Here is a 22,872-nt window from a genome sequence, read left to right as displayed (position 1 = left end):
CACGGAGACGACGACATGGCGATGACCGACCGGCCGATCCGCGTCCTGCACGTCACCGAGTGCTACAGCACCGGCGTCAGCAGGGCCATCCGCAGGCTCGTGTCGCTGCGCCCCGACGCGGAGCACCACCTCCTGTGGACCGGCGACGACGACCCCGCCGCCGACGGGTTCGCCACGTGCACGCCACTCCCGGCCACCCCGCCGGCCCGTGTCCGGGCGGTCGCGCGGGTCGCCCGTGACATCGATGCGGACGTCGTGCACGCCCACTCCAGCTGGGCCGGGGTCTACGCGAGGGTGGCTCCGCTGTCTGCCCACGTGGTCTACCAGCCGCACGGCTACAAGCTCACGGACCCCGACCTGCCGCCGCCACTGCGTGCCGCGTATGCCGTCGCCGAACGCCTGCTCGGTGCGCGCACGGACGAGGTCGTGGCCTTGTCACCGCAGGAGACCCGGCTGGCGGCACGCCTGTCTCCGCAGGCGGTCCGTCAGCTCATCCCCAACGTCGCCACGCTCGCCGGACCGGTCCCGGCCGCGCCCCAGCCGGTGGTCGCCATGGCTGGGCGCGTGTCCGCCCAGAAGGGTCCGGAGTTCTTCGCCGAGGTGGCCCGACGAGTCACGGCCACGGTTCCCGAGGTGCGGATGGTCTGGATCGGCAGCGCCGACGACGAGCGCCTCGGTGACGTGCTGACCAAGGCCGGGGTCGAGATCACCGGCTGGGTCGACCAGCGCCGCCTGGCCACGCTGCTGTCGAGCGCGAGCGCCTACCTGCACACCGCCGCCTACGAGGGGTTCCCGCTCAGCGTCCTCGACGCCGCGGTCTGCGACCTGCCCATCATCGTGCGCGACATCCCGGCGTTCGAGGGCACACCACTGGAGCGGGTGACCGACCCCGCCGAGGCGGCCGACACCGTCCTCGAGGTCCTCGCCCGGGGTCCGGCGCGCGAGCGCGCGCTGGCCGGCGCGCGCCGGCTCGTCGCGAGGATGAGCGTGGACGCCCAGCGCGCCGCCGCCGCGGACCTCTACGCGACGGCGAGGCGCCGAGCGGTCAGCGAGCGCGAGCCGTCCCTGTCCGCATGACCCTCAGTCGCGGACATCGGGTGTGAGCACCCGACCGTCGAGACGACGAGCCATCCAGATGTCGTCGCGGTCGTCGCCCGGGGCGACCCGGATGGCACCGAGCACCCGGCCGGTCACCTCGTAGCCGCACGCCTCGTAGAACCGAGTCGTGCCGGTGCCGCTGCGGACGTTGAGGGTGAGGATTTCGAGGCCGAGCTTGCGCGAGACGCGGTGCACCCCGGCCATGAGGAGCCGGCCGAGGTTGCGACCGCGTGCGTCCGGGTCGGTCATCACCCGCCAGACCGTGGCGACGTGAGGCATGAGCGGTGTCGGCGCCGGCGTCACGAGGGCCATGCCGATGACACGGCCGTCGACGGCCGACCGCAGCAGCACGGCCGTCGATGCCCCTTCGGCCATCGCTTCCTCGTGCCGGGCCAGGGCAGCGTCGACGTCCCCGCGCGGCGCACCCGGGGTGAAACCGACCGCTCCCCCGGCGTCGTTGGTGCGCACCCAGAGGTCGAGCACCTGCTCGCGCGTGGCCGCGTCGAAGGCGGTGGCCGCTTCGACCCGCGGCGCCTCGAACACGATCGATGGGGCCTCGTCGGGCAGGTCGTCGCGCAGGACCTTGGCCCCGACCGCTTGGAACCCCGCTCGGAGCGCCGTGCGCACCGAGGGGACGTTGACCTCCTTGACGAGGGCGCGCACCGGCAGCTCGGGCAGGAACTCGAGGGCATGAGCGGCCGCCGCCCGGGCGATCTCCGTGCCGAGTCCCTGGCCGAGCCGGTCGAAGGCGAGCCGGTAGTAGAGGTTGAGGAAGGCTCCGTCGATGTCCTTGACCCCACCCACTCCGACGAGCTCGCCCGACTCGCGATCGAGGGCCACCCAGAAGCCGAATCCGCGCTCGTCCCAGTGCTTTCGAGCCGCGTCGAAGAACTCGACCGCCGCGTCGTCAGTCTGCGCCATCGCGTGCGGGGCATGCGAGTAGGTCCGTGGGTCACGATGCAGCGAGACCCACGCGTCGCGGTCCGCCGCGGTCGGCGGCCGAAGGGTCAGGCGAGGGGTCTCGACAACGCGCGCGGACGGCATACGGTGATCTTATTGCAAATAACTTGCAATAAGGGAGGTTCAGGCGCGGTATGCCGCGAGCTCGGCGGCGAGGTCGGCGTTCACCTTCGCGGTGACGCGCGTCCCGTTGCCGACGTGCTCGCTCGCGAGGACCTCACCCTCCTCGTGGAGGCGGCTCACGAGGTCGCCGCGGTCGTAGGGCACGAGGACGTCCACGTCGATGTCCGGCTGCGGGAGCTCTTCGGCGATGAGCTGGCGCAGCTCCTCGATGCCCTCGCCCGTGCGGGCCGAGACGGCGATGGAGTGCTTCTCGTGACGGCGGATCCGGTCGAGCACCTCGGGGTCGGCGATGTCGGCCTTGTTGACGACGATGACCTCCTTGACGTCGGCCGCGTCGACGTCGGCGAGGACGGCGCGCACCGCGGAGATCTGGCCCTCGGGGTCGGGGTGGGAGCCGTCGACGACGTGCAGCAGCAGGTCGGAGTCGGCGACCTCCTCGAGCGTGGACCGGAACGCCTCGACGAGCTGGTGCGGCAGCTGGCGGACGAACCCGACCGTGTCGGCGAGGGTGAACTCGCGCCCCTCGGGGGTCTCGCTGCGCCGGACCGTCGGGTCGAGCGTCGCGAAGAGCTGGTTCTGGACGAGCACGCCGGCGCCGGTGAGCCGGTTGAGCAGCGAGGACTTGCCCGCGTTGGTGTAGCCGGCGATGGCGACGCTCGGGATGGCGTTGGCCCGGCGCGAGCCGCGCTTGGTCTCGCGGTGGGTCTTCATGCCGGAGATGTCGCGGCGCAGCTTGGCGATGCGCGAGTTGATGCGGCGCCGGTCGAGCTCGATCTTGGTCTCACCGGGGCCGCGCGAGCCCATGCCCTGGCCGCCGGCCGCCTGGCCACCGGCCTGCCGGGACATCGACTCACCCCAGCCGCGCAGGCGCGGCAGGAGGTACTGCAGCTGGGCGAGCTCGACCTGGGCCTTGCCCTCCCGGCTCTTCGCGTGCTGGGCGAAGATGTCGAGGATCAGCGCGGTGCGGTCGATGACCTTGACCTTGACGACGTCCTCGAGCGCACGCCGCTGCGAGGGCGCGAGCTCGGTGTCGCAGATGACGGTATCGGCGCCTTCGGCGATGACGATGTCGCGCAGCTCCTCGGCCTTGCCCTTGCCGAGATACGTTGCGGTGTCGGGCTTCTGGCGTCGCTGGACGACGCCCTCGAGGACGAGCGCACCGGCGGTCTCGGCGAGGGCGGCGAGCTCGCGCAGCGAGTTCTCGGCGTCCTCGAGGGTGCCCTCGGACCAGACGCTGGCGAGGACGACGCGCTCGAGCCGGAGCTGGCGGTACTCGACCTCGGTGACGTCCTCGAGCTCGGTCGAGAGGCCAGCGACGCGGCGCAGGGCCGCACGCTCCTCGCGCTCGAGCTGGTCGCCGTCGTAGAGGCGGGGACGGGAGGTGTCGTCGCCGTCCTCCTCGATCAGGAAGCCGTCGCTGTCGTAGGCATCGTCGGAGAGGGCGGCGGCGTTGTCGGAAAGGATGTGGTGTCGCTCAGTCATGTTCCCTCTAGGGTCTCACTATGACCGGCTCAGGGCGAACGGATTCCGGCGAGCACTACTTCACTGCGCAGCCGGCGACCCGCGACGAGCGACGACCGCTCACCGTCCGGCTCGCCGGGCGCGACGTCACCGTCGAGGTCGCCCCCGGCATCTTCAGCCCCGGTGGCTTGGACAAGGGCACCAGCGTCCTCCTCGACGAGGTGCCCGACCCGCCGCCGTCCGGCCGGTTCCTCGACCTTGGCTGCGGATGGGGGCCGCTCGCCCTGACGATGGGCCTGCTGTCCGAGCACGCCGACGTCCTCGGCGTCGACGTCAACGAGCGCAGCGTCGACCTCACGAACCGCAACGCCACCGCCCTCGGCCTCGGCCACGTCCGCGCGGCGACGCCGGACGCGGTCGGTGACGACGCGGCCTACGACCTCATCTGGTCCAACCCGCCGATCCGCATCGGCAAGCCCGCCCTGCACGAGCTGCTGCGCACCTGGCTGCCGCGTCTTGCCCCCGGCGGGGAGGCGTGGCTCGTCGTGCAGCGCAACCTCGGCTCGGACAGCCTGCAGAAGTGGATCGAGTCCGACCCGTCAGGGCCGCGTATGCCGTGTGCGCGCCTCGCGTCCTCGAAGGGCTTCCGCGTCCTGCGCGTCGACCAGCCCGCCTGATCGCCACTGGCCTCGTGTGCCTCGTGTGCCTCACGCAGACGCAGGTGTCTGCGTGAGGCACACGAGGCGAGGGGTCACTGCGGGTCGACAACCATCGCCGACCCGCCACCGCGACGCTTGGTCGGCTCGGCTGCGGCGGTGAACAGGTCGGTCGAGAAGGTGCGGATCGCCGTGCCGTTGCCGATCACCGGCCGCAGGCGGAGGACGTGTCCCTTGGCCCGCAGCTCGTCACCGATCGCGCCGGAGAAGACAGCTGCCTCGGCCTCCTCGGTGCCGTTGCGGGAGGAGAGCCGGGGCGCCGCGACGGCCTCGCCGACGGGGAGGCCCCGGTCGATGACACCGGCGACGATCTGGGCGACGGTCGTGATGATCGTGGACCCGCCCGGGCTGCCGGCCGTGAGGTACGGCGTGCCGTCCTGGAGGACGATCGTCGGGCTCATCGAGCTGCGCGGCCGCTTGCCGGGACCAGGCAGGTTCGGGTCGGGCACACCCGGTGTCGTCGGCGTGAAGTTGAAGTCGGTGAGCTCGTTGTTGAGCAGGTAGCCCCAGCCCGGGACGACGATGCCCGAGCCGCCGTACTGCTCGATCGTCAGCGTGTAGGTGACGACGTCGCCCCACTTGTCCGCGACGGTGAGGGAGGTCGTCGACTGGCCCTCGTGAGGAAGGGCGGACGTGCCCGCGGGAGTGCACCCACCGGCATACGAGCCGTCGGGTGAGCCGAAGGGCACCGGACGCTTCAGAGCACGCTCAGGGTCGAACAGGCACGACCGCTCGTCGGCGTAGGCCTGCGAGGTGAGCTCCGCGGTCGGCACGCCGGGCACGTCGCCGACGTAGCGGTTGCGGTCGGCGAAGGCCATCGCCGACGCCTCGCTGAACCAGTGCAGGTACTCCGCCTCGCTGAGGTCCTTGACGCTCCTGCCGGTGCGCTTCTCGAACGACTCGAGCAGGTTGAGGATCTCCGAGACCGCGATGCCACCGCTGCTCGGCGTGTCCATGCCGTAGACGTCAAAACCCTTGTGCTCACTGCGTGTTGGCGCCTTGAAGGGAGCCTCGTATGCCGCGAGGTCGGCTTCGGTGAGCTGCCCCTTGGGGACCGTGACCCCCGGCGCGGTCGTGGGGTTGCGGACCTCGTCGACGAGCGCCTCACCCATCCGTCCGGTGTAGAGGGACGCGGCGCCGTGGGTGCGCAGCTCGCGGTATGCCTTGGCGAGGTCGGGGTTGCGCTGGACCTTGCCGACCGGGACGGGCGCCCCGCCGGGCAGGTAGATCTCGGCGGTGGCCGGGAACATCGAGAACCGCTCCTGGTTGTCGAGCGTGTCCTGGTAGAAGGTCTGGTCGACGACGAAGCCGTTGCGGGCGATCTTCTCGGCGGGCTTGAGGGCCTGGTTGAGGCTCATCGTGCCGTAGCGCTCGAGGGCCCGCTCCCACGTGGCGGGCGTGCCGGGGACGCCGACGGACAGGCCGGAGTTCACGACCGTCATGAAGTCCATCGCCGAGCCGTCGGGGTTCTGGAAGACGTTCTCCGTGAACGTCGCCGGGGCGGTCTCGCGGCCGTCGATCGTCTCGACCTTGCCAGTCTTGGCGCTGTAGTGCACGAAGAAGCCGCCACCGCCGATGCCCGACGAGTAGGGCTCGACCGCGGCGACGGCAGCGGCCGTCGCGACGGCGGCATCAGCGGCGTTGCCGCCTCGCTCGAGGATGTCGATGCCGACCTGGGAGGCCACCGGGTCGACGGAGGCGACCGCTCCCCCGCCGCCGGTCATGACGGGGACCTTGGGCAGCTCGTGACCGACCGGTGGCGGGCCGGTGCGGGTGGGGGCCTTGGCCGAGGGACTGTCCGGGGGTGGCGCCGCCGTGGCGGGGACCGTGAGCGCCGCGACGACGCCGGCGGAGGTGACGAGCGTGAGCAGGGTCGTGGGAGTTCTCATGCATCGACGCTAGGAGTGACTGGCCAGTACCGCATCCGGAGCGGTGTCGTATGCCGGCCGCTCGCCGGGGCGGGTCTCAGGCAGGAAGGTCGACGGTGCCGTCGGCGACGAGGGCCGCCGGGCCGGCGAGCTCGACCTCGTGGTTCGGCATACCCCGCACCCGCAGGCGGCCGCCGGGCACGTCGACGGTCCAGTCCTGGGTCGGCTCGGGCTGCCCGGCCCACCAGCTCGTGGCAAGGGCCGCAGCGACGACGCCCGTGCCGCAGGACCGGGTCTCGCCCACTCCACGCTCGTGGACCCGCATGGCGATGTGGCCGGGGCCAAGTGGCCGGACGAACTCGACGTTGCTGCCGTGTGGCGGCGCCGGGCTCACCTCGGGGGCGCTCGTGAGGTCGAGGGTGGCGAGGTCGACAGCCTCGGGCAGGGCGACGACGGTGTGCGGGTTGCCCACGTCGATCGAGAGTGCCGACCACGGCTCCTCATTCGCGTCGAGGCGGACGAGGGCGTCGAAGCCGTCGCGGGTGGCGACCTGCTCGTCGACGAGGCGCCACGGCCCCATGTTCGTCGCGACGAGGTCACCCTCGAAACGGATGCGCCGCAGCCCCGCGCGCGTGGCGATGGCGAACTCGTCGCCCGTCTCGAGGCCCTCGCGCCGGAGGTACTCGGCGAAGACGCGCGTGCCGTTGCCGCACATCTCGGCGACCGAGCCGTCGGCGTTGTAGTAGTCCATGAACCACGCCGCCTCGCCCGCCTGGGCTCGCACGCCGTCCTCGGTGGCAGCGGACGTCGGCACGACCCGGATGACGCCGTCACCGCCGATGCCGGCCCGCCGGTCGGTCAGCCACCGCACCGTGTCGGCGTCGAGGGTGAGTCGCGCGTCGGCGTCGGGCAGCAGGACGAAGTCGTTCTCGGTCCCGTGACCCTTGGTGAAGCGCAGCGTCGTCATGTCAGCCATTGTCGGCCACGGCCCTGTGGACGTGGGCCACCGCCTCGTCCAGGGCACCCTCGGCGAGCGGGTTGAACCAGGTAATCCGCGGGTCCGGTCGGAACCACGACAGCTGCCGGCGGGCATAGCGACGCGTCAGCTGAGCTGTCTCGGCCCGCGCTTCGGTCTCGGTCATCGTGCCGTCGAGCTGGGCCAGCGCTTGGGCGTAACCGAGGGCTCGCGACGCGGTTCGACCATCCCGGATGCCCTGCGGCACAAGGCCTTCCACCTCGTCGACAAGCCCTGCCTCCCACATCCGGTCGACCCGGGCATCGATGAGCCGGTCGAACTCGTTGCGCCCAGGTGCCAACCCCACCATGACCGTCGGCAGGAGGAACCGCCGCTCCGGCATGGACGCACTGAACGGCCGCGCGGTCAGCTCGATGACCTCCAACGCCCGCACGATGCGGCGCGTGTTGCGCGGCTCGATGGCCTCAGCGGCGACCGGATCGCGGTCGCGCAGCACGGCATACAGCTCCGCGACGCCATGCGACTCGGCCTCCCCCTCGAGGCGCGCGCGCACAGCCGGGTCGGTCGGCGGGATCTCGAGATGGTCGAGGGCAGCCCGCACGTAGAGGCCCGAGCCGCCCGCGACGACCGGGTGCAGCCCGCGCCCGCGCACGTCCGCGATGTCGCGCCGCGCCTCGCGCTGGTAGGCCGCGACGCTCGCCTCGTCGGTGACGTCGAGGACGTCGAGCTGGTGGTGCGGTATGCCGCGTCGCTCACTGATTGGCAGCTTGGCCGTCCCGATGTCCATGCCGCGGTAGAGCTGCATGGCGTCGGCGCCGACGACCTCACCACCGAAGGTCTCGGCGAGCCGCAGGGCCAAGTCGGACTTGCCGCTGGCCGTCGGTCCGACGACCGCGAGGACGAGCGGGCCGTCAGCGGGCAAGCTCGTCCTCGGCGGCCTGGGTGCCGGACGCGCCGGACTCGGCCGTGTCTGCGTGCCCGCCCTCGGCGATGACGTCCTCGTCGTACTCGTCGTCATCGACGTCGTCGTGCCCGAACGGGTCACGGTCGACGCCGGGCATCCAGGTCAGGCCGGGCACGCCCCACTCGTGCCCCTTGATCGCCTTCTTGGCCTTGCGGGCCCACTTGCCCTGGAGGCGGTCGACGTAGAGGAAGCCGTTGAGGTGGTCGTACTCGTGCTGGAACATCCTCGCGAACCAGCCGGTGGCGGTGTACGAGATCTCGTTGCCGTCGAGGTCGAGCCCGGTGAGCGTGGCGGTCTCGCCCCGGCGCAGCGGGAACGACTCACCCGGCACCGACAGGCAGCCCTCGGACTCGTCCGAAGGGCTCGGGTCCCCGACCGGCGGCTTGCTCGCGGAGACGTAGGGGTTGATGACGACGCCACGCGGCGGGATGCCGTCGTTGTTGTCCATCTGCCAGGTGAAGATCCGTAGGCCCACCCCGACCTGCGGCGCGGCGAGCCCGACGCCTCGCGCGGCGTCCATCGTCTCGAACATGTCGGCCACGAGCTCGCGGATGCCGTCGTCGATGACCTCGACGGGTTCGGCGCGACGGTGCAGGACCGGCTCGCCGGTGATGGTGACTGGGCGGATCGTCATGAGCCCATTGTCGCAAACCCCTCTCCTCTCATCGAACTCACAGAAAGCTCGCGGTGGAACGACCCGACGTCATGAGGCACAGTGGGGGCTGTCCGATTCCCAAGAAGTGAGGAACGAACCATGAGCATGTTCGACAAGGCCAAGGACCTCGCCGCCGAGAACTCCGACAAGGTCGAGCAGTTCTCCGACCAGGGCCTCGACAAGGCGGGCGAGTTCGCCGAGTCCAAGGGCCTCGGCGCCGACCAGGTCCAGCAGGGCCGCGACTTCGTCGACGGCCGCATCGGCAACGACGGTGAGGCCGGTGCCGAGGGCGCCGCAGCCGACGGCACCCAGGGCGCCGAGGGCGAGCAGGCCTGACGCCAGCCGCCCCAGCACGACGAAGGGCCCCGACCACTGTGGTCGGGGCCCTTTCGCGTGCCGTCGCGAGCTGAGCAAGGGAAAGGGGGCCTACGCAGGGGAACTGTTCCCTTGTTCGGGGCCCCTTTTCCGGGGACGGCGGGAAAGGGGTGACAGGCGCTCGTATGCCGGTCAGGCGCCGCAGGCGGGCGCGCTCACCGGCGCGGCGGCCGGCTTGCCGATCGACGGCATCCCGAGCGAGACCGCGGGCTTGCCCGGGACGGCCGCGTCCTGGAGGGCGGCCCACGCGTCACCACCGGAGGTGCGGCGCACGGCATACGTCCCGCCGTGGAGGGCACCGTCGGCGACGAGGTGGTGCGGCGCACCGTAGGTGACGTCGACGCTCACCATGTCGCCCGGGCGCGGCCGCTCGCCACCCTCGGGGATGGAGAAGTGCACGAGGCGGTTGTCGCGGGCGCGGCCACTCATCCGCGCGGTCTCGGTGTCCTTGCGACCCTCGAACGGCGCGACGAGCACCTCGACGGTGCGCCCCTCGATGGCGCGGTTCTCGGCCCAGGACAGCTCGTCCTGGAGGGCGACGAGTCGGTCGAACCGTTCCTGCACAACGGCTTTCGGCACCTGCTCGTCCATCGTCGCGGCGGGCGTACCGGGACGGATGGAGTACTGGAACGTGAACGCGCTCGAGAACCGCGACTGCTCGACGACCCGCAGCGTCTCGGCAAAGTCCTCCTCGGTCTCGCCGGGGAACCCGACGATGATGTCGGTCGTGATCGCCGCGTCGGGGATCTGCTCGCGGACGCGCTCGAGGATGCCGAGGAACTTCTCGCTGCGGTAGGACCGTCGCATCGCCTTGAGAACGCGGTCGGAGCCGGACTGCAGCGGCATGTGCAGGCTGGGCATGACGTTCGGCGTCTCCGCCATGGCGGTGATGACGTCGTCGGTGAACGCCGCCGGGTGCGGGCTGGTGAACCGCACCCGTTCTAGGCCCTCGATCTCGCCGCACGCGCGGAGCAGCTTGCCGAAGGCCTGCCGGTCGCCGAACTCGACGCCGTACGTGTTGACGTTCTGCCCGAGCAGGGTCACCTCGACGACGCCCTGCGCGACGAGCGCCTCGATCTCCGCGAGGATGTCGCCGGGCCGTCGGTCGGTCTCCTTGCCGCGCAGGCTCGGCACGATGCAGAACGTGCACGTGTTGTTGCAGCCGACCGAGATCGAGACCCACGCGGCATACGCGGAGTCACGACGGGTCGGCAGCGTCGACGGGAAGGTCTCGAGGCTCTCGAGGATCTCGACCTCGGCGCGCTTGTTGTGCCGGGCCCGGTCAAGCAGGGCGGGCAGGCTGCCGATGTTGTGGGTGCCGAAGACGACATCGACCCACGGCGCCTTCTGCACGATCGTCGAGCGGTCCTTCTGCGCCATGCAGCCACCCACGGCGATCTGCATGTCGGGGTTGCGCGACTTCACCGGCCGCAGCTGACCGAGGTTGCCGTAGAGCTTGTTGTCGGCGTTCTCGCGCACCGCGCACGTGTTGAAGACGACGACGTCCGCGGCCTCGGGCCGGGCGTCCGCGGGCAGGCTGGCGAGGTCGACGTAGCCCGCCGTCTCGAGCAGCCCGGCGAGGCGCTCGGAGTCGTGGACGTTCATCTGGCATCCGTGCGTGCGCACGTCGTAGGTCTTGGTCTCACTCATCGCACTGTCAAGGGTACGTCCCGATCGGACAGGTTCTGGTCACCGCTTGCCGTGGGTGCCCGGCGGTCCTAGCGTCGAAGGTCTCCCTGCCGCAGTGCTCACCGAGGAGTTCTCCGTATGCCGTCCCGCGCCCGTTCCGCCCTCGTCCTCACCTCGACCGCCGCACTGGCGGTGACCCTCGCGGCGGGTGCCGCGACCGCCGCCCCGGTCGCCGCAGGCTCGACCGCCGCAGCTTGCGTCGACACCTCAGCGACGCTGCCGTATGAGGAGTCGTTCCTTGCCCGCACCGAAGCCCAGCAGCTCATCGCCGGCGGCGGCTTCGACGACACCGTCGCCGCGTTCCGGGAGGCGCTGTGTGGTGTCGGCTCCGCCGGTGCAGCGGCGACGCTCGTCAAGGAGCAGGGCGCGGCGCTGTGGCGGCTCGCGGTCGACCGGGTCCAGGGACGCGTCGACACCGGCGGCTGGCTCAGCGCCGGCGACGACCGGCCGCTCTACTGGGCGCGGCTCGCGATGGTCGCCGACCTGCGCCGGTGGACGCCGGACTTCGAGCTCACGGCGGCCCAGCGTCAGCAGCTCATCGACACGATGGACCGGGTCTTGCGCGGGCAGGACGACATCCGCTTCCCGGCCGCCGACCGGATCACCCGCACCCTCGTCACCGGGTTCGACCCGTTCACGCTGAACCGGGACGTACGCCAGGCCAACCCGTCCGGTGCCAGCGCCCTCGCCCTCGACGGTGTCACCGTCAAGGGACCGAACGGGCCGATCCGCATCGAGGCGGCGCTGTTCCCGGTGCGGTGGCGCGACTTCGGGCAGGGCATGGTCGAGAAGGCGCTGCTCCCCCACTTCCGCCCCGGCAAGAAGCAGGTCGACGTCTTCGCGACGACGAGCCAGGGCCGGGTCGGCCGGATCGACATCGAGCACTACAACGGCGCGTGGCGGGCGGGCTTCGGTGACAACGAGGCGGTCTGCTACCGCGGCATCGCGCCGATCCCGGCCGGTATCCCGACCGTGACGCCGCAGCCGCAGTGGACGGTGTCGACCCACCCCATCACGGCGATGGTCAAGGCCGGCACGGGCCCGTTCCCGGTCTACGACAACACCCAGGTCACCGAGGTTCCGGGCGACACCCCGATCGACCCGGTGACGACGACGTGCCCGGCCGCGCCGAGCCCGGGCACGGTGCGCGCGGACGGGCCGACGCCGGGGTCGCAGGCGCGTGCCGGCGGTGGCGGCAACTACCTGTCGAACGAGATCGCCTACCGCGCGACGCTGCTGCGTGACGCGGTCGGTCTCGATGCGCCGGGTGGGCACATCCACACGCCGGTCCTGCAGGGGCTTGACGCGAGCAAGCCGCAGGAGCTGACGAACCCGACCTTCGAGGCGAACCGGGCCGCGATCAACGCCCAGATCCGCGACCTCGTCCTCGTCGCCGCCGGAACCGTCAACGACTGACCCCCCCAACCCCGACTTATTGCGCACAGTTCGCATCCGCAGCGGCGCAAGGATGCGAACTGTGCGCAATAAGTCGTCAGGCGGCGCGACGAGGTCGGACGACACGTCGGGCGCGAGGCGCCGCTCCGGGCGTGTCGCCCGATCTCGTCCAACGGGTCGAGATGGCGATGCCCCGGGGCGCATCAGTCGCGCTGGTGTTCCGGCGCTGCGTCGAGGGCCTCGCGGATGACGCGCATGGACACCTCGGACGGGTAGCCCTTGCGCGCGAGCATCCCGGCGAGGCGGCGCATCTGCACGGTGCGGTCGAGGCCGTGCAGCCGTCGCAGCCGCTTCTCGACCAACGAACGCGCCCGGTCCTCCTCGGCCGCGGGGTCGACCTCGTCGTCGAGCACCGCCTCAGCGAGCTCGTCGGAGACGCCCTTCTGCCGCAGCGTCTGCGCCAGCGCCCGGCGGGCCAGGCCGCGCCCGACCTGCTGGGAGCGCACGAGCATGCCGGCGTAGGCCTCGTCGTCGACGAGACCGACTTCCTCCATGCGGTCGAGCACCCGTGTCGCCACGTCGGGGTCGCAGCCCTTGCGCGCGAGCACCTGCTCGAGCTGGCTGCGTGACTTCGGCGCGTTCGTCAGCTGCTTGAGGACGATCTGCCGGGCGACGTCGTGGGCATCCGGCTCGGCGTCCTGAGCTGCCGGATCCTCCGGCGGAGGAACCTGCCGGGCGTCGCGCCGCGAGCCTCCACGCCGCGCCCCTCCCCGCCCTGGTCGACCCGGCTGGGCTCCACCTCGCCGCGGCGTCTCGTCGGCGGGTGCGGCGAGGGCTGCATCCATGGCAGCACGCAGCTCCTCGGGGGACGCCTTCGTCCCCGCCGCCCACTCGGGCGGCGGGGACGAGGAGTCCGCAAACGGCATACGTGATGCTTTGGATCAGGCTGTGCGAGAGGCGAACCCGGTCAGAAGTCGACCGGGACCTCGGGCACGGCCTCGAGCGGCTTGTCGGTCTTCGGGCCGACGCCGAGCTTGTCCTTGACCTTCTTCTCGATCTCGTCGGCGAGGTCGGGGTTGTCCTTGAGGAAGGTCCGGGCGTTCTCCTTGCCCTGCCCCAGCTGGTCGCCCTCGTACGTGTACCAGGCACCGGCCTTGCGGACGAACCCGTGCTCGACACCCATGTCGATGAGGCCGCCCTCGCGGGAGATGCCCTGCCCGTAGAGGATGTCGAACTCCGCCTGCTTGAACGGCGGCGAGACCTTGTTCTTGACGACCTTGACGCGAGTGCGGTTGCCGACGGGGTCGGTGCCGTCCTTGAGGGTCTCGATGCGGCGCACGTCGAGTCGGACCGACGCATAGAACTTCAGCGCCTTGCCGCCCGTCGTGGTCTCGGGGCTGTTGTGCACCATGACCCCGTCGACGAAGTAGTTGTGCGTGCCCGCCACCTCGATGTCGAAGCGGTGCATGGACCGCGTCGGCGGCTTGACGTGGATGTCGAGCACCTTCGCCGGGACGAGCACCTCACGCGGCTCCACGAAGCTCGGCTCGACACCGAACTTGCCCCGGTGGCGCGGCAGCAGCTTGTACTCCATCGACGGGTGGACGTAGGGCGCGACGATCGACTGGAAGCGGTCCGTCCCGGCGGTGGTCATCTGCAGGACGGCCTTCTGCCGGGCTCCGCGCAGCGACACCCGGGACTCGACCCCGTGCTCGTCGCGCAGGTAGTCGACGAGTCGGCCACGGCTGGCCTCGCTCATCGCCTCGACGCAGATCGCGATCCGGCCGCTGCCGCCGGCCGTACGCTGCTGCAGTCCCTTCGACCGCAGCGCGAACGTCCCGTCGTCCATGTACCAGATCGCGAGCGCGAGCGGCGTGAGGGACTTGATGACGTCCTCGGTGAGGTGCTTCTTGCCGTCGCCCCAGTACATGACCGAACGCAGCTCGCCGAGTTCGGGCAGCGGGGTGAGGTCGATGTGCACCGAGCCGTTCGGTCGGACCGAGCGGGACTGGCCGATGTTGCCGAAGAGCGAGGCCTTCCAGTCGGCGTACTCGGTCTGCTTGGCGCCGTGCCCCATCCGGAACCGGACACCCGAGCGGCCGCGCGTGTTGGGCGCGAGGTGGCCGTCACCCATGAGCCCGCCGAGGACGATCTGGAACTGCTCGTCGCTCAGTCGCGCGGTCTCGTTGACCATGACCCGGTCGCCGGCGAGCAGCTCACCGGCCTCGCGCCAGCCGCCGGGCGTGCGCACGAGGTGGTTCTCGGTCGCGGCGAACTGCGAGCGTCCGTTGCCGCCGCTCTTGGCGACGGTGAACTGCAGGAAGCGGTCGGTGACGCCGTTGTCGAACCAGTTCGTCACCGGCCGGTTGGCGATCGTGTTGGTCTCGGGGTCGTAGGTGCGGACCTCGACCGGCAGCTTCTGGTTGACGATCTTGCCGATCTTCTCGGTGGAGCCGTCGGCGAGGGTGACGCGGGTGTTGTAGGAGAAGCACCCGAACATGACGCCGATCTTCTCGCGGAGCTGGTTGATGAAGATCGCCGTCGTGCCGGTGCTGTTGAGGGCACCGGTGATCTTGCGCAGCGCCTGGCTCATGAGCCGGGCCTGCAGACCGACGTGGCTGTCACCCATCTCGCCCTCGATCTCGGCCCGCGGCACGAGCGCGGCGACGGAGTCGATGACGATGATGTCGAGGGCGCCGGAGCGGATGAGCATGTCGGCGATCTCGAGGGCCTGCTCACCGGTGTCCGGCTGGGACACGAGCAGGTTGTCGGTGTCGACGCCGAGCTTCGCGGCGTACTCCGGGTCGAGGGCGTGCTCGGCGTCGATGAACGCCGCGATGCCGCCGGCCCGCTGCGCGTTGGCGACCGCGTGCAGCGCGACCGTCGTCTTGCCCGAGGACTCCGGGCCGTAGATCTCGACGACACGACCCCGGGGCAGGCCGCCGATGCCGAGGGCGACATCGAGCGAGATCGACCCCGTCGGGATGACCTCGATCGGGGGTCGCACGTCGTCGCCGAGGCGCATGACCGCGCCCTTGCCGTGCTGCTTCTCGATCTGCCCCAGGACCACGCCAAGGGACTTCTCACGGTCGTTCGTGACTGCTGCAGCCATCTGTCCGCACCTACTCTTTCCGTACTCGTGTCGGGCGCGCCCACCGGCGACCTGTCGTTCGCGGTCGGTCTCGTCGCGATCTTCGGGTCAGACGCTAGGTGCTCGTACCGACAGCCGTCCGCAGCTGCCGTGGAGGCTGTGGACAACCGCTGCCGGTCGGGTCACCTGTGGACAACATAGACGAACACGTGTTCGACCTCGGGAGGTGCCTCGCGACACGCCGCACCGTGTCGTGCCGGTATGCCGTCCGCCCTCGTATGCCGTCCGCGCGCCTCGCGCGCGACCCTCACCTCACGTCGTCGCGGCCGGCGCGGCGACGCGGCGCATCGGGACGTGCGGGATCCCGTCCTCGAGGAAGCCACGGCCGTCCACGACGAAGCCGAGCGCGGCATACCAGTCGACGAGGTGCGCCTGCGCGTCGAGGACGATGTCGCGCTCCCCCCAGCGCTCGACGACCTCGCGCACCATCGCCGCCGCAAGCCCGCGACCGCGGGACTCGCGCGCGGTCGCAACCCGGCCCACACGGCATACGTCACCGTCGTCGAGGACCCGCAGTGTCGCGACCGGCTCCCCCGCGGCATCGGCGCACCAGACGTGCCAGGTGCCCGGTTCGAGGTCGCGGCCGTCGAGGTCGAGATAGGGGCAGTCCTGCTCGACGACGAACACCGCCTGCCGCAGCGCCCACAGCCGATACGCCACCTCCGGCGCCAGCTCGGTGAACCGCTGCACCCGCACGTCCACGACGGAATCCCTCGACTCGTCCACGACCCCACCGTAGATCGGCACCCCCAACTGGCAGACTCCCCCACCGTGACGATCATCGCGGCTGCAGACGGATCCGCCCTCGGCAACCCCGGGCCCGCCGGATGGGCGTGGTACGTCGACGACGAGCACTGGGCCGCCGGCGGCTGGCCGCACGGCACGAACAACCAGGGCGAGCTCACCGCCGTCCTCGACCTGCTCGAGCAGACCGCCGACACTGACCAAGACCTCGTCATCCACTGCGACAGCATGTACGTCATCAACTCGATCACGAAGTGGATGCCGGGCTGGAAGCGCAAGGCTTGGCGCAAGGGTGACGGCAAGCCCGTCATGAACGTCGAGATCATGCAGGCCCTCGACGCTGCGATGCAGGGCCGGAAGGTTCGCTTCGAGTGGGTCAAGGGCCACTCCGGTCATGAGCTCAACGAGAAGGCGGACCGGCTCGCGAACGGCGCGGCCGCGGCATACCAGCGCGGTGCGGCACCCGACAGCGGACCCGGCTGGTCGGGCGCCACGCCAACCACCCGCGAAATCCCTTCTGCGACAACGGAACCCGACCTCTTCAGCGAGCTCGTCGCCGAGCCCACCGACGAGGAGCAGGTCATCGCCCTCGAACGCTCGCTGCTCGCCGACGAGACCCGCTCCGACCCCGCGGCCGTCGCCGCCCTGCTCCACCCGCAGTGGTCCGAGATCGGTCAGTCCGGACGGCTGTGGACCCGCGAGGAGATGCTCGACGAGATCGCTCCCCTCGCCTCGCCGGTCACCCTCGACGTCGTCGCCTGTATGCCGGCCGGTCCCGACGCGATGCTGCTCACCTGGCGCGCCGTCACCGACGAGGGTTCGACGCTGCGGTCCTCGCTCTGGGTGCGAGCCGGTGGCGGCTGGCAGCAACTGTTCCACCAGGGCACGCCCGAGGCCTGAGCGCGGAGGCGCCGCAAGAACGTCCCGCTCCACCCGAGAAGCCTTGTCGGGTGCAGCGGGCCATTATCGGGTGACCCGATAATGCTGAGGCGGGTGTGACGCGGGGGCGGGGCGAGTTGAGCGTCAGACGCGCGAGAGCAGCTCCTCGGCGATCTCGGCCGCCGGTGCCGAGCGCGCGCTCCGGTGGCCGGTGCCCGCCCAGAGGTGCACGAGGTCGGGCTGACCGGTCGCCTTGCCGTGGGCGCGCAGCGGCGCGGTGAGGTGGTGGACCTGCGGGTATGCCGCGGGCGCGACCTCGGTGAAGACCTCGGTCCACGACGTGGTCAGGGCGCGGGCGCTACGACCGGTGAACGCGCGCGTGACGACGGTGTCGGTGCGGCGGGTCAGCTCGTGCCGGTGGACCTCGGCCGTCCCCGCCTCGTCGGCGCGCAGGAAGGCGGTGCCACACGCCACCGCCTGCGCTCCCGCATCGACGAGCGCGGCGAGGTGCACCGAGTCGGCCACTCCCCCAGCAGCGATGACCGGCAGCGTGGTGAGGCGGCGCACCGCCGCGAGCAGGGCCCGCGTCGCGGGCTGCGGACCGCCGCTGTCGACCGGGCCGCCACGATGCCCGCCGGCCTCCCACCCCTGCGCGACGATGCCGTCGACACCGAGCTCCTCCGCCCACGCTGTCTCGCTCGCGTCGTTGACGGTCACCCACACCTCGATCCTGGCCTCCCGCAGCCGGTCGACGACGTCGGCCGGCGGCCAGGCGACGGCGAACGAGACCACGGCCGGCCGCTCCGTGAGCAGCACCTCGATCTTGGCGTCGAAGGAGTCGTCGTCATGGACCGGCTCCCCGAGCGCGACCCCGGCCTTGTCGGCGAGCGGCTGCAACCGGGACGCGTAGTCGAGGACCCGAGACGTGCTGCGCGAGTCGAACGGCGACGGGGCGAACACGTTGACCCCGAACGGCGCGTCCCCGACCGCCTGGCCCAAGAGCACGATGTCGTCGCGCAGCCGCGCGGGCGACAGATACGCACCGGCGAGGAAGGCGAACCCGCCGGCCCCCGTCACGGCCGCGGCGAGCTCGACGGTGCTCGGCCCGCCGGCCATCGGCGCGAGGACGAGCGGACTGCCGATGACGGTCACGGGGCGTCCGGGCCGGCGCCGGGTCGCGGAGGGCGGTCGACGCCGAGGCGGCGCTCCTGCGGCACGTCCATGTCGTCGCAGAGCGCGAGCCAGACGATGCGCGGGTGCACGCCCTCGTCGAGTGCCTGCTGGACGGTGCGACCGCCGAGGACACCGAGCACGTGACCTCGGGCGAGGGTGCGCGCGTAGGACTCCCCGAACTCGTCGTCCATCAGCTCCCAGAAGTGGCTGATCCGCATGGCCGCGAGTGTGTCACACGCCCCTCTCGACACCGCCCGGGCGGGGGCCGGCCCGGAGGGTTCCTCAAACGGGGAGATCGCGGGCTCCTTCATCCTGCGTTCACACAGATTCCTTTGTAGGGTCATCGACATGTCGCGCCCCCTGGAGCCAGACCCGCGCCGGGACGTCGTCCTCGACGCCACGACGCTCAAGGCGCTGACGCATCCCCTCCGGCCGAGGATCCTCAGCGCACTGCGCCTCCACGGACCGTCGACGGCCTCCCGGCTCGCCGAGCACCTCGGCGTCAACACCGGTGCCACGAGCTACCACGTGCGCCAGCTCGCCGAGGCCGGCTTCGTCGTCGAGGACCCCGAGCTCGGCAACGCCCGCGACCGGTGGTGGCGGGCCGCTCACGCACGCACGTTCTTCGACACCCATGACGCGGACCAGGAGATGTCCGCCGCCTACCTGTCCGCACTCGCCGCGGGGTACGCCGACAACGCCCAGCGCGCCATCGCCGAGATCGCCACCCTGCCGGCCGAGTGGGAGGACGCCGGGACGTTCAGCAACTGGACGCGGCGCCTCACCCCCGAGGAGACCTCCGAGCTCATCCACGAGCTGACCGAGACCGTGCGGCGCTACCGACCCCACCAGGGCACGGACGACGCACCGGAGGGCGCCCGCCCCGTGTCGGTCAACCTCGAGGTGTTCCTCGCTCCCGGCATGGGTGACGAGAGCTCCCCGTGACGACGGGCAAGGTGCGCCGCAGCCGGCGCAGCCTCTACGGCATGCTCGCCGCGTCGGGTGTGTCCGTCCTCGGCACCCGCATCACGACCGTGGCGCTGCCGTGGTTCGTCCTCCAGGAGACGGACTCCGCGGCGCTCACGGGTCTCGTCCTCACCGCCGAGATGGCTCCGTACGTCGTCGTCAAGGCGCTCGGTGGTCCTCTCGTCGACCGCCGCGGTCCACGCATCATCAGCGTCGCCGGCGACGTGCTCAGCGGAGCGCTCCTCGCGCTCATCCCGATCCTGTATGCCGTGGGGCAGCTTTCGCTGCCCGACCGGATGCCGTTGCTGCTCGCCATCGTCGCTCTCGCAGGAGCGGTGCGCGGCCCGGGTGACGGGGCACGCAACGCGATGATTCCCGCCGTCGCGGACGCCACCGGGATGGACGTCGAGCGCGTCACCGGGCTCGACTCGACCGTCGACCGGGCGGCCGCGCTGCTCGGCATCGGAGCCGGCGGGTTCCTCGTCGCCGGGTTCGGCGGCCCGCAGACCGTCTCGGTCACCGCCGCCATGGCCTTCGCCAGCGCCGTGCTCGTCGCCATCTTCATCCCGCGGGTGGTCCTCGGGGACCCCGACGAGGAGGGGTCCTACTTCGCCCAGCTCCGCACCGGGTTCGCCTTCCTCCGCCGGGACCGGCTCCTGCGCGCGATCATCGCGATGATCACCGTGACCAACCTCCTCGAGGCGGCCTACATCGCGGTGATGCTCCCCAACTGGGTCCACGACCACGGCTACAGCCCTGCCCTCATCGGCATCCTCGGCATGCTCTACGGCGGCGCCGCCGTGCTCACCAGCCTCGTCGCGACGACGATGGCCGGCAGGTTCAGCCGCCGGACGGCATACCTCCTCGGGTTCTGCCTCGCCGGCGCCCCCCGGTACCTCACCCTGGCGTTCGACGCGCCCCTGTGGCTCATCATCGTCAGCAACGTCGTCGCCGGGTTCGGCACCGGGTTCATCAACCCGACGATCAACTCGCTGTTCTTCGAACGAGTCCCGCGCGAGATCGTCGGACGCGTGGGCTCGCTCGGCAACGCCCTCGCCTGGGCCGGGCTGCCCCTCGGCGGCATCGTCGGAGGCGCCGCGGTGACCGTGCTGGGACTTGCGCCCGCGCTGGGACTGGCGGGGGCGGCATACCTCATCTCGACGGCACTCCCCGGCGCACGGCCGGAATGGCGCGAGATGGACCGTGCACGAACGCCCGTCGACAAGGTCCACAGCGCCGGCACGTGAGCGCCGCGAGCTCGTCGCTCCCGTAGGCTCGGCCACGGGAGCGACGAGAGGGGGCAGCGTGATCCAGCCGGTGTCGATGCCGGACGGCCGACCGCTCGTGCTCGCCGTCACGGGGACCAATGGCAAGACCTCGGTGAGCACGGCGACCCTGCAGCTGCTGCGCGCCATCGGGTGGCCCGCCGCCGGCTACGACTCGACCGGGATCACCGACGTCTCCGGAGAGCTGCACACTCCCCGGGTCCGACGTTCGCCCGACTACCTACCGGACATGATCGCGCACCAGGCTCGCGCCGGCGCCCGGGCCATGGCCATGGAGGCGTTCGTCGGAATCCTCGCCGAGGGCATGTTCGAGCGGGTGGTCGTCGACACAGCGGTGTGCACCGGGCTCGAGCTCGACCACCTCGACGTGCACGGATCACCCGAGGCGTACTGACGGGCCAAGCTGTCGCTCTTCGGGAAGCACCTGCGCCCCGACGGCATCGCCGTGATGTCGGCCGACTGCGCCCTCGGGGACCGGGTTGCCGCGACGGTCGCCGAGCGGGGCGCGCGGCTGGTCACCCTCGGCGAGGGTGGCGATGCCCGCCTCGTCGGGGCGGAAGCCGTCGACGGCACGCTGCGGGGCAGCCTCGTCCTTGGCGGTGACGCGTTCGACGTCACCCTGCCCTTCACCCATGACATCGCCGTGACGAACGCACTGCTCGCGGCACTCGCCGTCATCGGTGCGGCTGGCGACCCGTCTGCCGTGACGGCTGCGCTGGCGGGCATCGCCCCACCCCCGGGACGGCTCGAGACGGTGGCCGAGAGTGACGGCGTGACCGTGATGGTCGACACCGCGCACAACCCGGGTGCACTGCGCACTGCCCTGACACACGTGCGCCGACGAACCTCCGGACGGGTGGTGCTGGTCTTCGGGGCCGGAGGCGAACGCGACCAGGGCAAGCGGCCCCTCATGGGCCGCGTGGCGGCGGAGCTCGCCGACCTCGTCGTGCTCACCGACGACAATCCTCGTCGGGAGCCACCGGGGCGGATCCGCCGGCAGGTCCGTTCAGGGTGCCCCGGCTGCATCGAGATCCCGGACCGGACCGACGCGATCGTCGCCGCGCTCGAGATGGCTCGACCGGGCGACGTCGTCCTCGTCGCGGGCAAGGGTGACGAGACGACACAGCTGCGGTCGTCGGGGCCCGTCCCCCATGACGACCGTGAGGTCATCCGGCGCGCGATGGACACCCGCGCGATGGACGCCCGCCCGCAGCAGTGACGCGGCGGCGGCTCGTCGGAGCCGCCGCCGCGTCGTGGTCACACAGTGCCGCCGTCGGGGTCCCAACCGCCATCGGTGCCGCCGTCGGGGTCTCACCCGCCATCCGTGCCACCGTCGGGGTCCCAACCACCGTCCGTGCCGCCGTCGGGGTCCCACCCACCGTCGGTGCCGCCGTCGGGGTCCCACCCACCGTCGGTGCCGCCGTCGGGGTCCCAACCACCGTCGGTGCCGCCGTCGGGGTCCCAACCGCCATCGGTGCCGCCGTCAGGGTCCCAACCGCCATCGGTGCCGCCGTCAGGGTCCCAACCCCCGTCAGGTCCGTAGTCCGACATCATGATCCCCTCTCATGTTCGTGACGTTGCCCTTCGACGGTAGCGGAGCCCACGGGACCCGTCGAGAGATCGACGCGGCCGATCGTCATTGCATCCGCGGGTCCTGCGTCGGGTCGTCGTACATGCGCGGGCAGCCACTCGTGACCGCGTCGGGCAGCAGCTCGAAGTGCCACGGCTCGTTCCGGTAGGTCTGGCACAGCCCGTATGCCGCACCGTGACGGGCAAACCACGTCGCCCCCCGCGTCGGTCCGATGTCGACAGCGTCACCGGAGACGTGGGCGGAGGCTTCCGGTGTTGCCACCCAGCGTGCGGCCTCGGCCTTCGAGCCGTACGTGTCGATCGCGTCGTCGAGCAGCTCCCGCTGTTGTTCGGGGGTGCGCCAGCCGCTGTTGAGCTCGACGCGCACCCCCTCGGTTGCGGCGTCGGCGGCCGCCCGGCGCAGCGCTCCTCGAAGGTCCGCGTCGAGACCGACGACCTCGTCGTCATCGGAGTCGAAAACCGTTGTGACGCTGGACTTCTCGCTGTGCACCCCCGGCGCGTGCGCTGGGGGCGCGGTGTCCCGTGAGGTGACGCCGACCTCGCGAACGACCCCGCCGGCACCGCTGGCCGTCGGGACGCTCGAGGTGTCGCCGACGCCGTCGCGGGCCGTGACGGTCATGGCGGCGACGCCGATGAAGAGGGCGGTGACGAGGGCGACGGTCAGCCGGACGACGGCTCGCGCCGGGCTCTGTCGGGTGGTCTGGGCAGGTGTCGGTCTCATGCGTCCAGTGCACGAGGAGGCGCGTTGCGAGGACGTATGCCGTTTCCGATACGTTCGCGATACACGCGGGCTCCTAGGCTCG

General features: G+C 71.4%; 21 protein-coding genes and 4 pseudogenes. 9 read left to right on the top strand and 16 right to left on the bottom strand.

All coding sequences use genetic code 11. The features are described 5' to 3' along the window. The first annotated feature begins 15 nt into the window (after window positions 1-15). Complete coding sequence (locus tag BCF74_RS00355) at window positions 16-1,077, top strand: glycosyltransferase (protein ID WP_106295980.1); 1,062 nt, start codon at window positions 16-18, stop codon at window positions 1,075-1,077. A 3-nt stretch (window positions 1,078-1,080) separates the two neighbouring features. Here the strand turns inward: BCF74_RS00355 and BCF74_RS00350 are convergent, their stop codons facing one another. Next, window positions 1,081-2,142 (bottom strand): GNAT family N-acetyltransferase, encoded by a 1,062-nt coding sequence (locus BCF74_RS00350; RefSeq protein ID WP_106295979.1) that lies wholly within the window; start codon window positions 2,140-2,142, stop codon window positions 1,081-1,083. Window positions 2,143-2,181: 39 nt separating this feature from the next. Continuing rightward, window positions 2,182-3,663: a GTPase HflX gene (gene hflX, locus BCF74_RS00345; protein ID WP_106295978.1), complete on the bottom strand. Its 1,482-nt coding sequence runs from the start codon at window positions 3,661-3,663 to the stop codon at window positions 2,182-2,184. A gap of 20 nt (window positions 3,664-3,683) precedes the next feature. Between hflX and BCF74_RS00340 the strand changes: the two genes are divergently transcribed. Then, on the top strand, window positions 3,684-4,319 hold the full coding sequence (locus BCF74_RS00340) for a class I SAM-dependent methyltransferase (protein ID WP_106295977.1): 636 nt from the start codon (window positions 3,684-3,686) through the stop codon (window positions 4,317-4,319). A gap of 74 nt (window positions 4,320-4,393) precedes the next feature. Here BCF74_RS00340 and ggt read toward each other — a convergent pair whose 3' ends face one another. The 4 genes from ggt to def all read right to left on the bottom strand — a co-directional run bounded on the left by ggt (window position 4,394) and on the right by def (window position 8,800). Further along, window positions 4,394-6,247, bottom strand: coding sequence for a gamma-glutamyltransferase (ggt, locus tag BCF74_RS00335; RefSeq protein ID WP_106295976.1), 1,854 nt, complete (start codon window positions 6,245-6,247; stop codon window positions 4,394-4,396). Window positions 6,248-6,323: 76 nt separating this feature from the next. Beyond that, complete coding sequence (gene dapF / locus BCF74_RS00330; RefSeq protein WP_106295975.1) at window positions 6,324-7,202, bottom strand: diaminopimelate epimerase; 879 nt, start codon at window positions 7,200-7,202, stop codon at window positions 6,324-6,326. Beyond that, entirely contained in the window at window positions 7,195-8,124 is a 930-nt protein-coding gene (gene miaA, locus BCF74_RS00325) for a tRNA (adenosine(37)-N6)-dimethylallyltransferase MiaA (RefSeq protein WP_245889129.1), read from the bottom strand. Before miaA ends, dapF begins: the two co-directional genes overlap by 8 nt. Further along, window positions 8,114-8,800 (bottom strand): peptide deformylase, encoded by a 687-nt coding sequence (gene def, locus BCF74_RS00320; RefSeq protein ID WP_106295973.1) that lies wholly within the window; start codon window positions 8,798-8,800, stop codon window positions 8,114-8,116. Before def ends, miaA begins: the two co-directional genes overlap by 11 nt. A gap of 120 nt (window positions 8,801-8,920) precedes the next feature. On the opposite strand from def, the gene BCF74_RS00315 reads away from it, so the two are divergent. Beyond that, complete coding sequence (locus BCF74_RS00315) at window positions 8,921-9,157, top strand: antitoxin (RefSeq protein WP_106295972.1); 237 nt, start codon at window positions 8,921-8,923, stop codon at window positions 9,155-9,157. A gap of 171 nt (window positions 9,158-9,328) precedes the next feature. Here the strand turns inward: BCF74_RS00315 and miaB are convergent, their stop codons facing one another. Continuing rightward, on the bottom strand, window positions 9,329-10,846 hold the full coding sequence (gene miaB, locus BCF74_RS00310) for a tRNA (N6-isopentenyl adenosine(37)-C2)-methylthiotransferase MiaB (RefSeq protein WP_106295971.1): 1,518 nt from the start codon (window positions 10,844-10,846) through the stop codon (window positions 9,329-9,331). A gap of 117 nt (window positions 10,847-10,963) precedes the next feature. Between miaB and BCF74_RS00305 the strand changes: the two genes are divergently transcribed. Beyond that, window positions 10,964-12,301: a pyroglutamyl peptidase gene (locus tag BCF74_RS00305; protein WP_106295970.1), complete on the top strand. Its 1,338-nt coding sequence runs from the start codon at window positions 10,964-10,966 to the stop codon at window positions 12,299-12,301. A gap of 182 nt (window positions 12,302-12,483) precedes the next feature. On the opposite strand, the gene BCF74_RS00300 is transcribed toward BCF74_RS00305, so the two are convergent. From BCF74_RS00300 to BCF74_RS17495, 5 genes and pseudogenes are all read right to left on the bottom strand, one after another. Continuing rightward, window positions 12,484-13,206 carry a regulatory protein RecX gene (locus BCF74_RS00300; protein WP_245889128.1) on the bottom strand — a complete coding sequence of 241 codons (723 nt, stop codon included), beginning with the start codon at window positions 13,204-13,206 and terminating at the stop codon, window positions 12,484-12,486. Between the two features lie 41 nt (window positions 13,207-13,247). Then, window positions 13,248-13,733: pseudogene (locus tag BCF74_RS17835) on the bottom strand (recombinase RecA family protein); the annotation flags it as partial. A 186-nt stretch (window positions 13,734-13,919) separates the two neighbouring features. Beyond that, a pseudogene (locus BCF74_RS17830) lies at window positions 13,920-14,780 on the bottom strand (LAGLIDADG endonuclease); the annotation flags it as partial. Next, a pseudogene (gene recA / locus BCF74_RS17825) lies at window positions 14,772-15,392 on the bottom strand (recombinase RecA); the annotation flags it as partial. The pseudogenes recA and BCF74_RS17830, both read right to left, overlap by 9 nt. Before the next feature lie 291 nt (window positions 15,393-15,683). Beyond that, window positions 15,684-16,157, bottom strand: coding sequence for a GNAT family N-acetyltransferase (locus BCF74_RS17495; RefSeq protein ID WP_245889127.1), 474 nt, complete (start codon window positions 16,155-16,157; stop codon window positions 15,684-15,686). 45 nt (window positions 16,158-16,202) lie between these two features. On the opposite strand from BCF74_RS17495, the gene BCF74_RS00285 reads away from it, so the two are divergent. Next, window positions 16,203-17,075: a ribonuclease HI family protein gene (locus BCF74_RS00285; RefSeq protein WP_218279165.1), complete on the top strand. Its 873-nt coding sequence runs from the start codon at window positions 16,203-16,205 to the stop codon at window positions 17,073-17,075. Between the two features lie 123 nt (window positions 17,076-17,198). On the opposite strand, the gene BCF74_RS00280 is transcribed toward BCF74_RS00285, so the two are convergent. Together BCF74_RS00280 and BCF74_RS00275 are read right to left on the bottom strand one after the other, a co-directional pair. Beyond that, window positions 17,199-18,206, bottom strand: a complete 1,008-nt coding sequence (locus BCF74_RS00280; protein ID WP_106295965.1) for an NAD(P)H-dependent flavin oxidoreductase — start codon at window positions 18,204-18,206, stop codon at window positions 17,199-17,201. Then, window positions 18,203-18,445: a DUF3046 domain-containing protein gene (locus BCF74_RS00275; RefSeq protein WP_106295964.1), complete on the bottom strand. Its 243-nt coding sequence runs from the start codon at window positions 18,443-18,445 to the stop codon at window positions 18,203-18,205. The genes BCF74_RS00280 and BCF74_RS00275 overlap by 4 nt, the downstream gene beginning before the upstream one ends. 130 nt (window positions 18,446-18,575) lie before the next feature. On the opposite strand from BCF74_RS00275, the gene BCF74_RS00270 reads away from it, so the two are divergent. The 4 genes and pseudogenes from BCF74_RS00270 to BCF74_RS17625 all read left to right on the top strand — a co-directional run bounded on the left by BCF74_RS00270 (window position 18,576) and on the right by BCF74_RS17625 (window position 21,698). Next, the gene (locus tag BCF74_RS00270; RefSeq protein ID WP_106295963.1) at window positions 18,576-19,172 is read left to right on the top strand and encodes an ArsR/SmtB family transcription factor; all 597 of its coding nucleotides are present in this window, start codon (window positions 18,576-18,578) and stop codon (window positions 19,170-19,172) included. After that, the gene (locus BCF74_RS00265) at window positions 19,169-20,440 is read left to right on the top strand and encodes an MFS transporter (protein ID WP_218279164.1); all 1,272 of its coding nucleotides are present in this window, start codon (window positions 19,169-19,171) and stop codon (window positions 20,438-20,440) included. The genes BCF74_RS00270 and BCF74_RS00265 overlap by 4 nt, the downstream gene beginning before the upstream one ends. A 76-nt stretch (window positions 20,441-20,516) precedes the next feature. Next, a pseudogene (locus tag BCF74_RS17630) lies at window positions 20,517-21,140 on the top strand (Mur ligase family protein); the annotation flags it as partial. Then, entirely contained in the window at window positions 21,123-21,698 is a 576-nt protein-coding gene (locus BCF74_RS17625) for a glutamate ligase domain-containing protein (protein ID WP_281257154.1), read from the top strand. The pseudogene BCF74_RS17630 and the gene BCF74_RS17625, both read left to right, overlap by 18 nt. Window positions 21,699-21,790: 92 nt before the next feature. Here the strand turns inward: BCF74_RS17625 and BCF74_RS00250 are convergent, their stop codons facing one another. Beyond that, window positions 21,791-22,030 (bottom strand): hypothetical protein, encoded by a 240-nt coding sequence (locus tag BCF74_RS00250; protein WP_218279163.1) that lies wholly within the window; start codon window positions 22,028-22,030, stop codon window positions 21,791-21,793. An 85-nt stretch (window positions 22,031-22,115) separates the two neighbouring features. Further along, on the bottom strand, window positions 22,116-22,790 hold the full coding sequence (locus BCF74_RS00245) for a M15 family metallopeptidase (RefSeq protein ID WP_245889126.1): 675 nt from the start codon (window positions 22,788-22,790) through the stop codon (window positions 22,116-22,118). Window positions 22,791-22,872: the final 82 nt, after the last annotated feature.

The organism is Knoellia remsis, assembly GCF_003002895.1.
Taxonomy (GTDB): domain Bacteria; phylum Actinomycetota; class Actinomycetes; order Actinomycetales; family Dermatophilaceae; genus Knoellia; species Knoellia remsis.
The sequence above is the reverse complement of the archived record's forward strand: the minus strand, read 5'-3'. Positions and strand labels throughout refer to the sequence as shown.

Bases quoted from the DNA above. Each gene is read 5' to 3' on its own strand.
- BCF74_RS00355 (WP_106295980.1), top strand. From the start codon at position 16: ATGGCGATGACCGACCGGCCGATCCGCGTCCTGCACGTCACCGAGTGC.
- BCF74_RS00350 (WP_106295979.1), bottom strand. From the start codon at position 2,142: ATGCCGTCCGCGCGCGTTGTCGAGACCCCTCGCCTGACCCTTCGGCCG.
- hflX (WP_106295978.1), bottom strand. From the start codon at position 3,663: ATGACTGAGCGACACCACATCCTTTCCGACAACGCCGCCGCCCTCTCC.
- BCF74_RS00340 (WP_106295977.1), top strand. From the start codon at position 3,684: ATGACCGGCTCAGGGCGAACGGATTCCGGCGAGCACTACTTCACTGCG.
- ggt (WP_106295976.1), bottom strand. From the start codon at position 6,247: ATGAGAACTCCCACGACCCTGCTCACGCTCGTCACCTCCGCCGGCGTC.
- dapF (WP_106295975.1), bottom strand. From the start codon at position 7,202: ATGGCTGACATGACGACGCTGCGCTTCACCAAGGGTCACGGGACCGAG.
- def (WP_106295973.1), bottom strand. From the start codon at position 8,800: ATGACGATCCGCCCAGTCACCATCACCGGCGAGCCGGTCCTGCACCGT.
- BCF74_RS00315 (WP_106295972.1), top strand. From the start codon at position 8,921: ATGAGCATGTTCGACAAGGCCAAGGACCTCGCCGCCGAGAACTCCGAC.
- miaB (WP_106295971.1), bottom strand. From the start codon at position 10,846: ATGAGTGAGACCAAGACCTACGACGTGCGCACGCACGGATGCCAGATG.
- BCF74_RS00305 (WP_106295970.1), top strand. From the start codon at position 10,964: ATGCCGTCCCGCGCCCGTTCCGCCCTCGTCCTCACCTCGACCGCCGCA.
- BCF74_RS00300 (WP_245889128.1), bottom strand. From the start codon at position 13,206: ATGCCGTTTGCGGACTCCTCGTCCCCGCCGCCCGAGTGGGCGGCGGGG.
- BCF74_RS00275 (WP_106295964.1), bottom strand. From the start codon at position 18,445: ATGCGGATCAGCCACTTCTGGGAGCTGATGGACGACGAGTTCGGGGAG.
- BCF74_RS00270 (WP_106295963.1), top strand. From the start codon at position 18,576: ATGTCGCGCCCCCTGGAGCCAGACCCGCGCCGGGACGTCGTCCTCGAC.
- BCF74_RS00250 (WP_218279163.1), bottom strand. From the start codon at position 22,030: ATGTCGGACTACGGACCTGACGGGGGTTGGGACCCTGACGGCGGCACC.
- BCF74_RS00245 (WP_245889126.1), bottom strand. From the start codon at position 22,790: ATGAGACCGACACCTGCCCAGACCACCCGACAGAGCCCGGCGCGAGCC.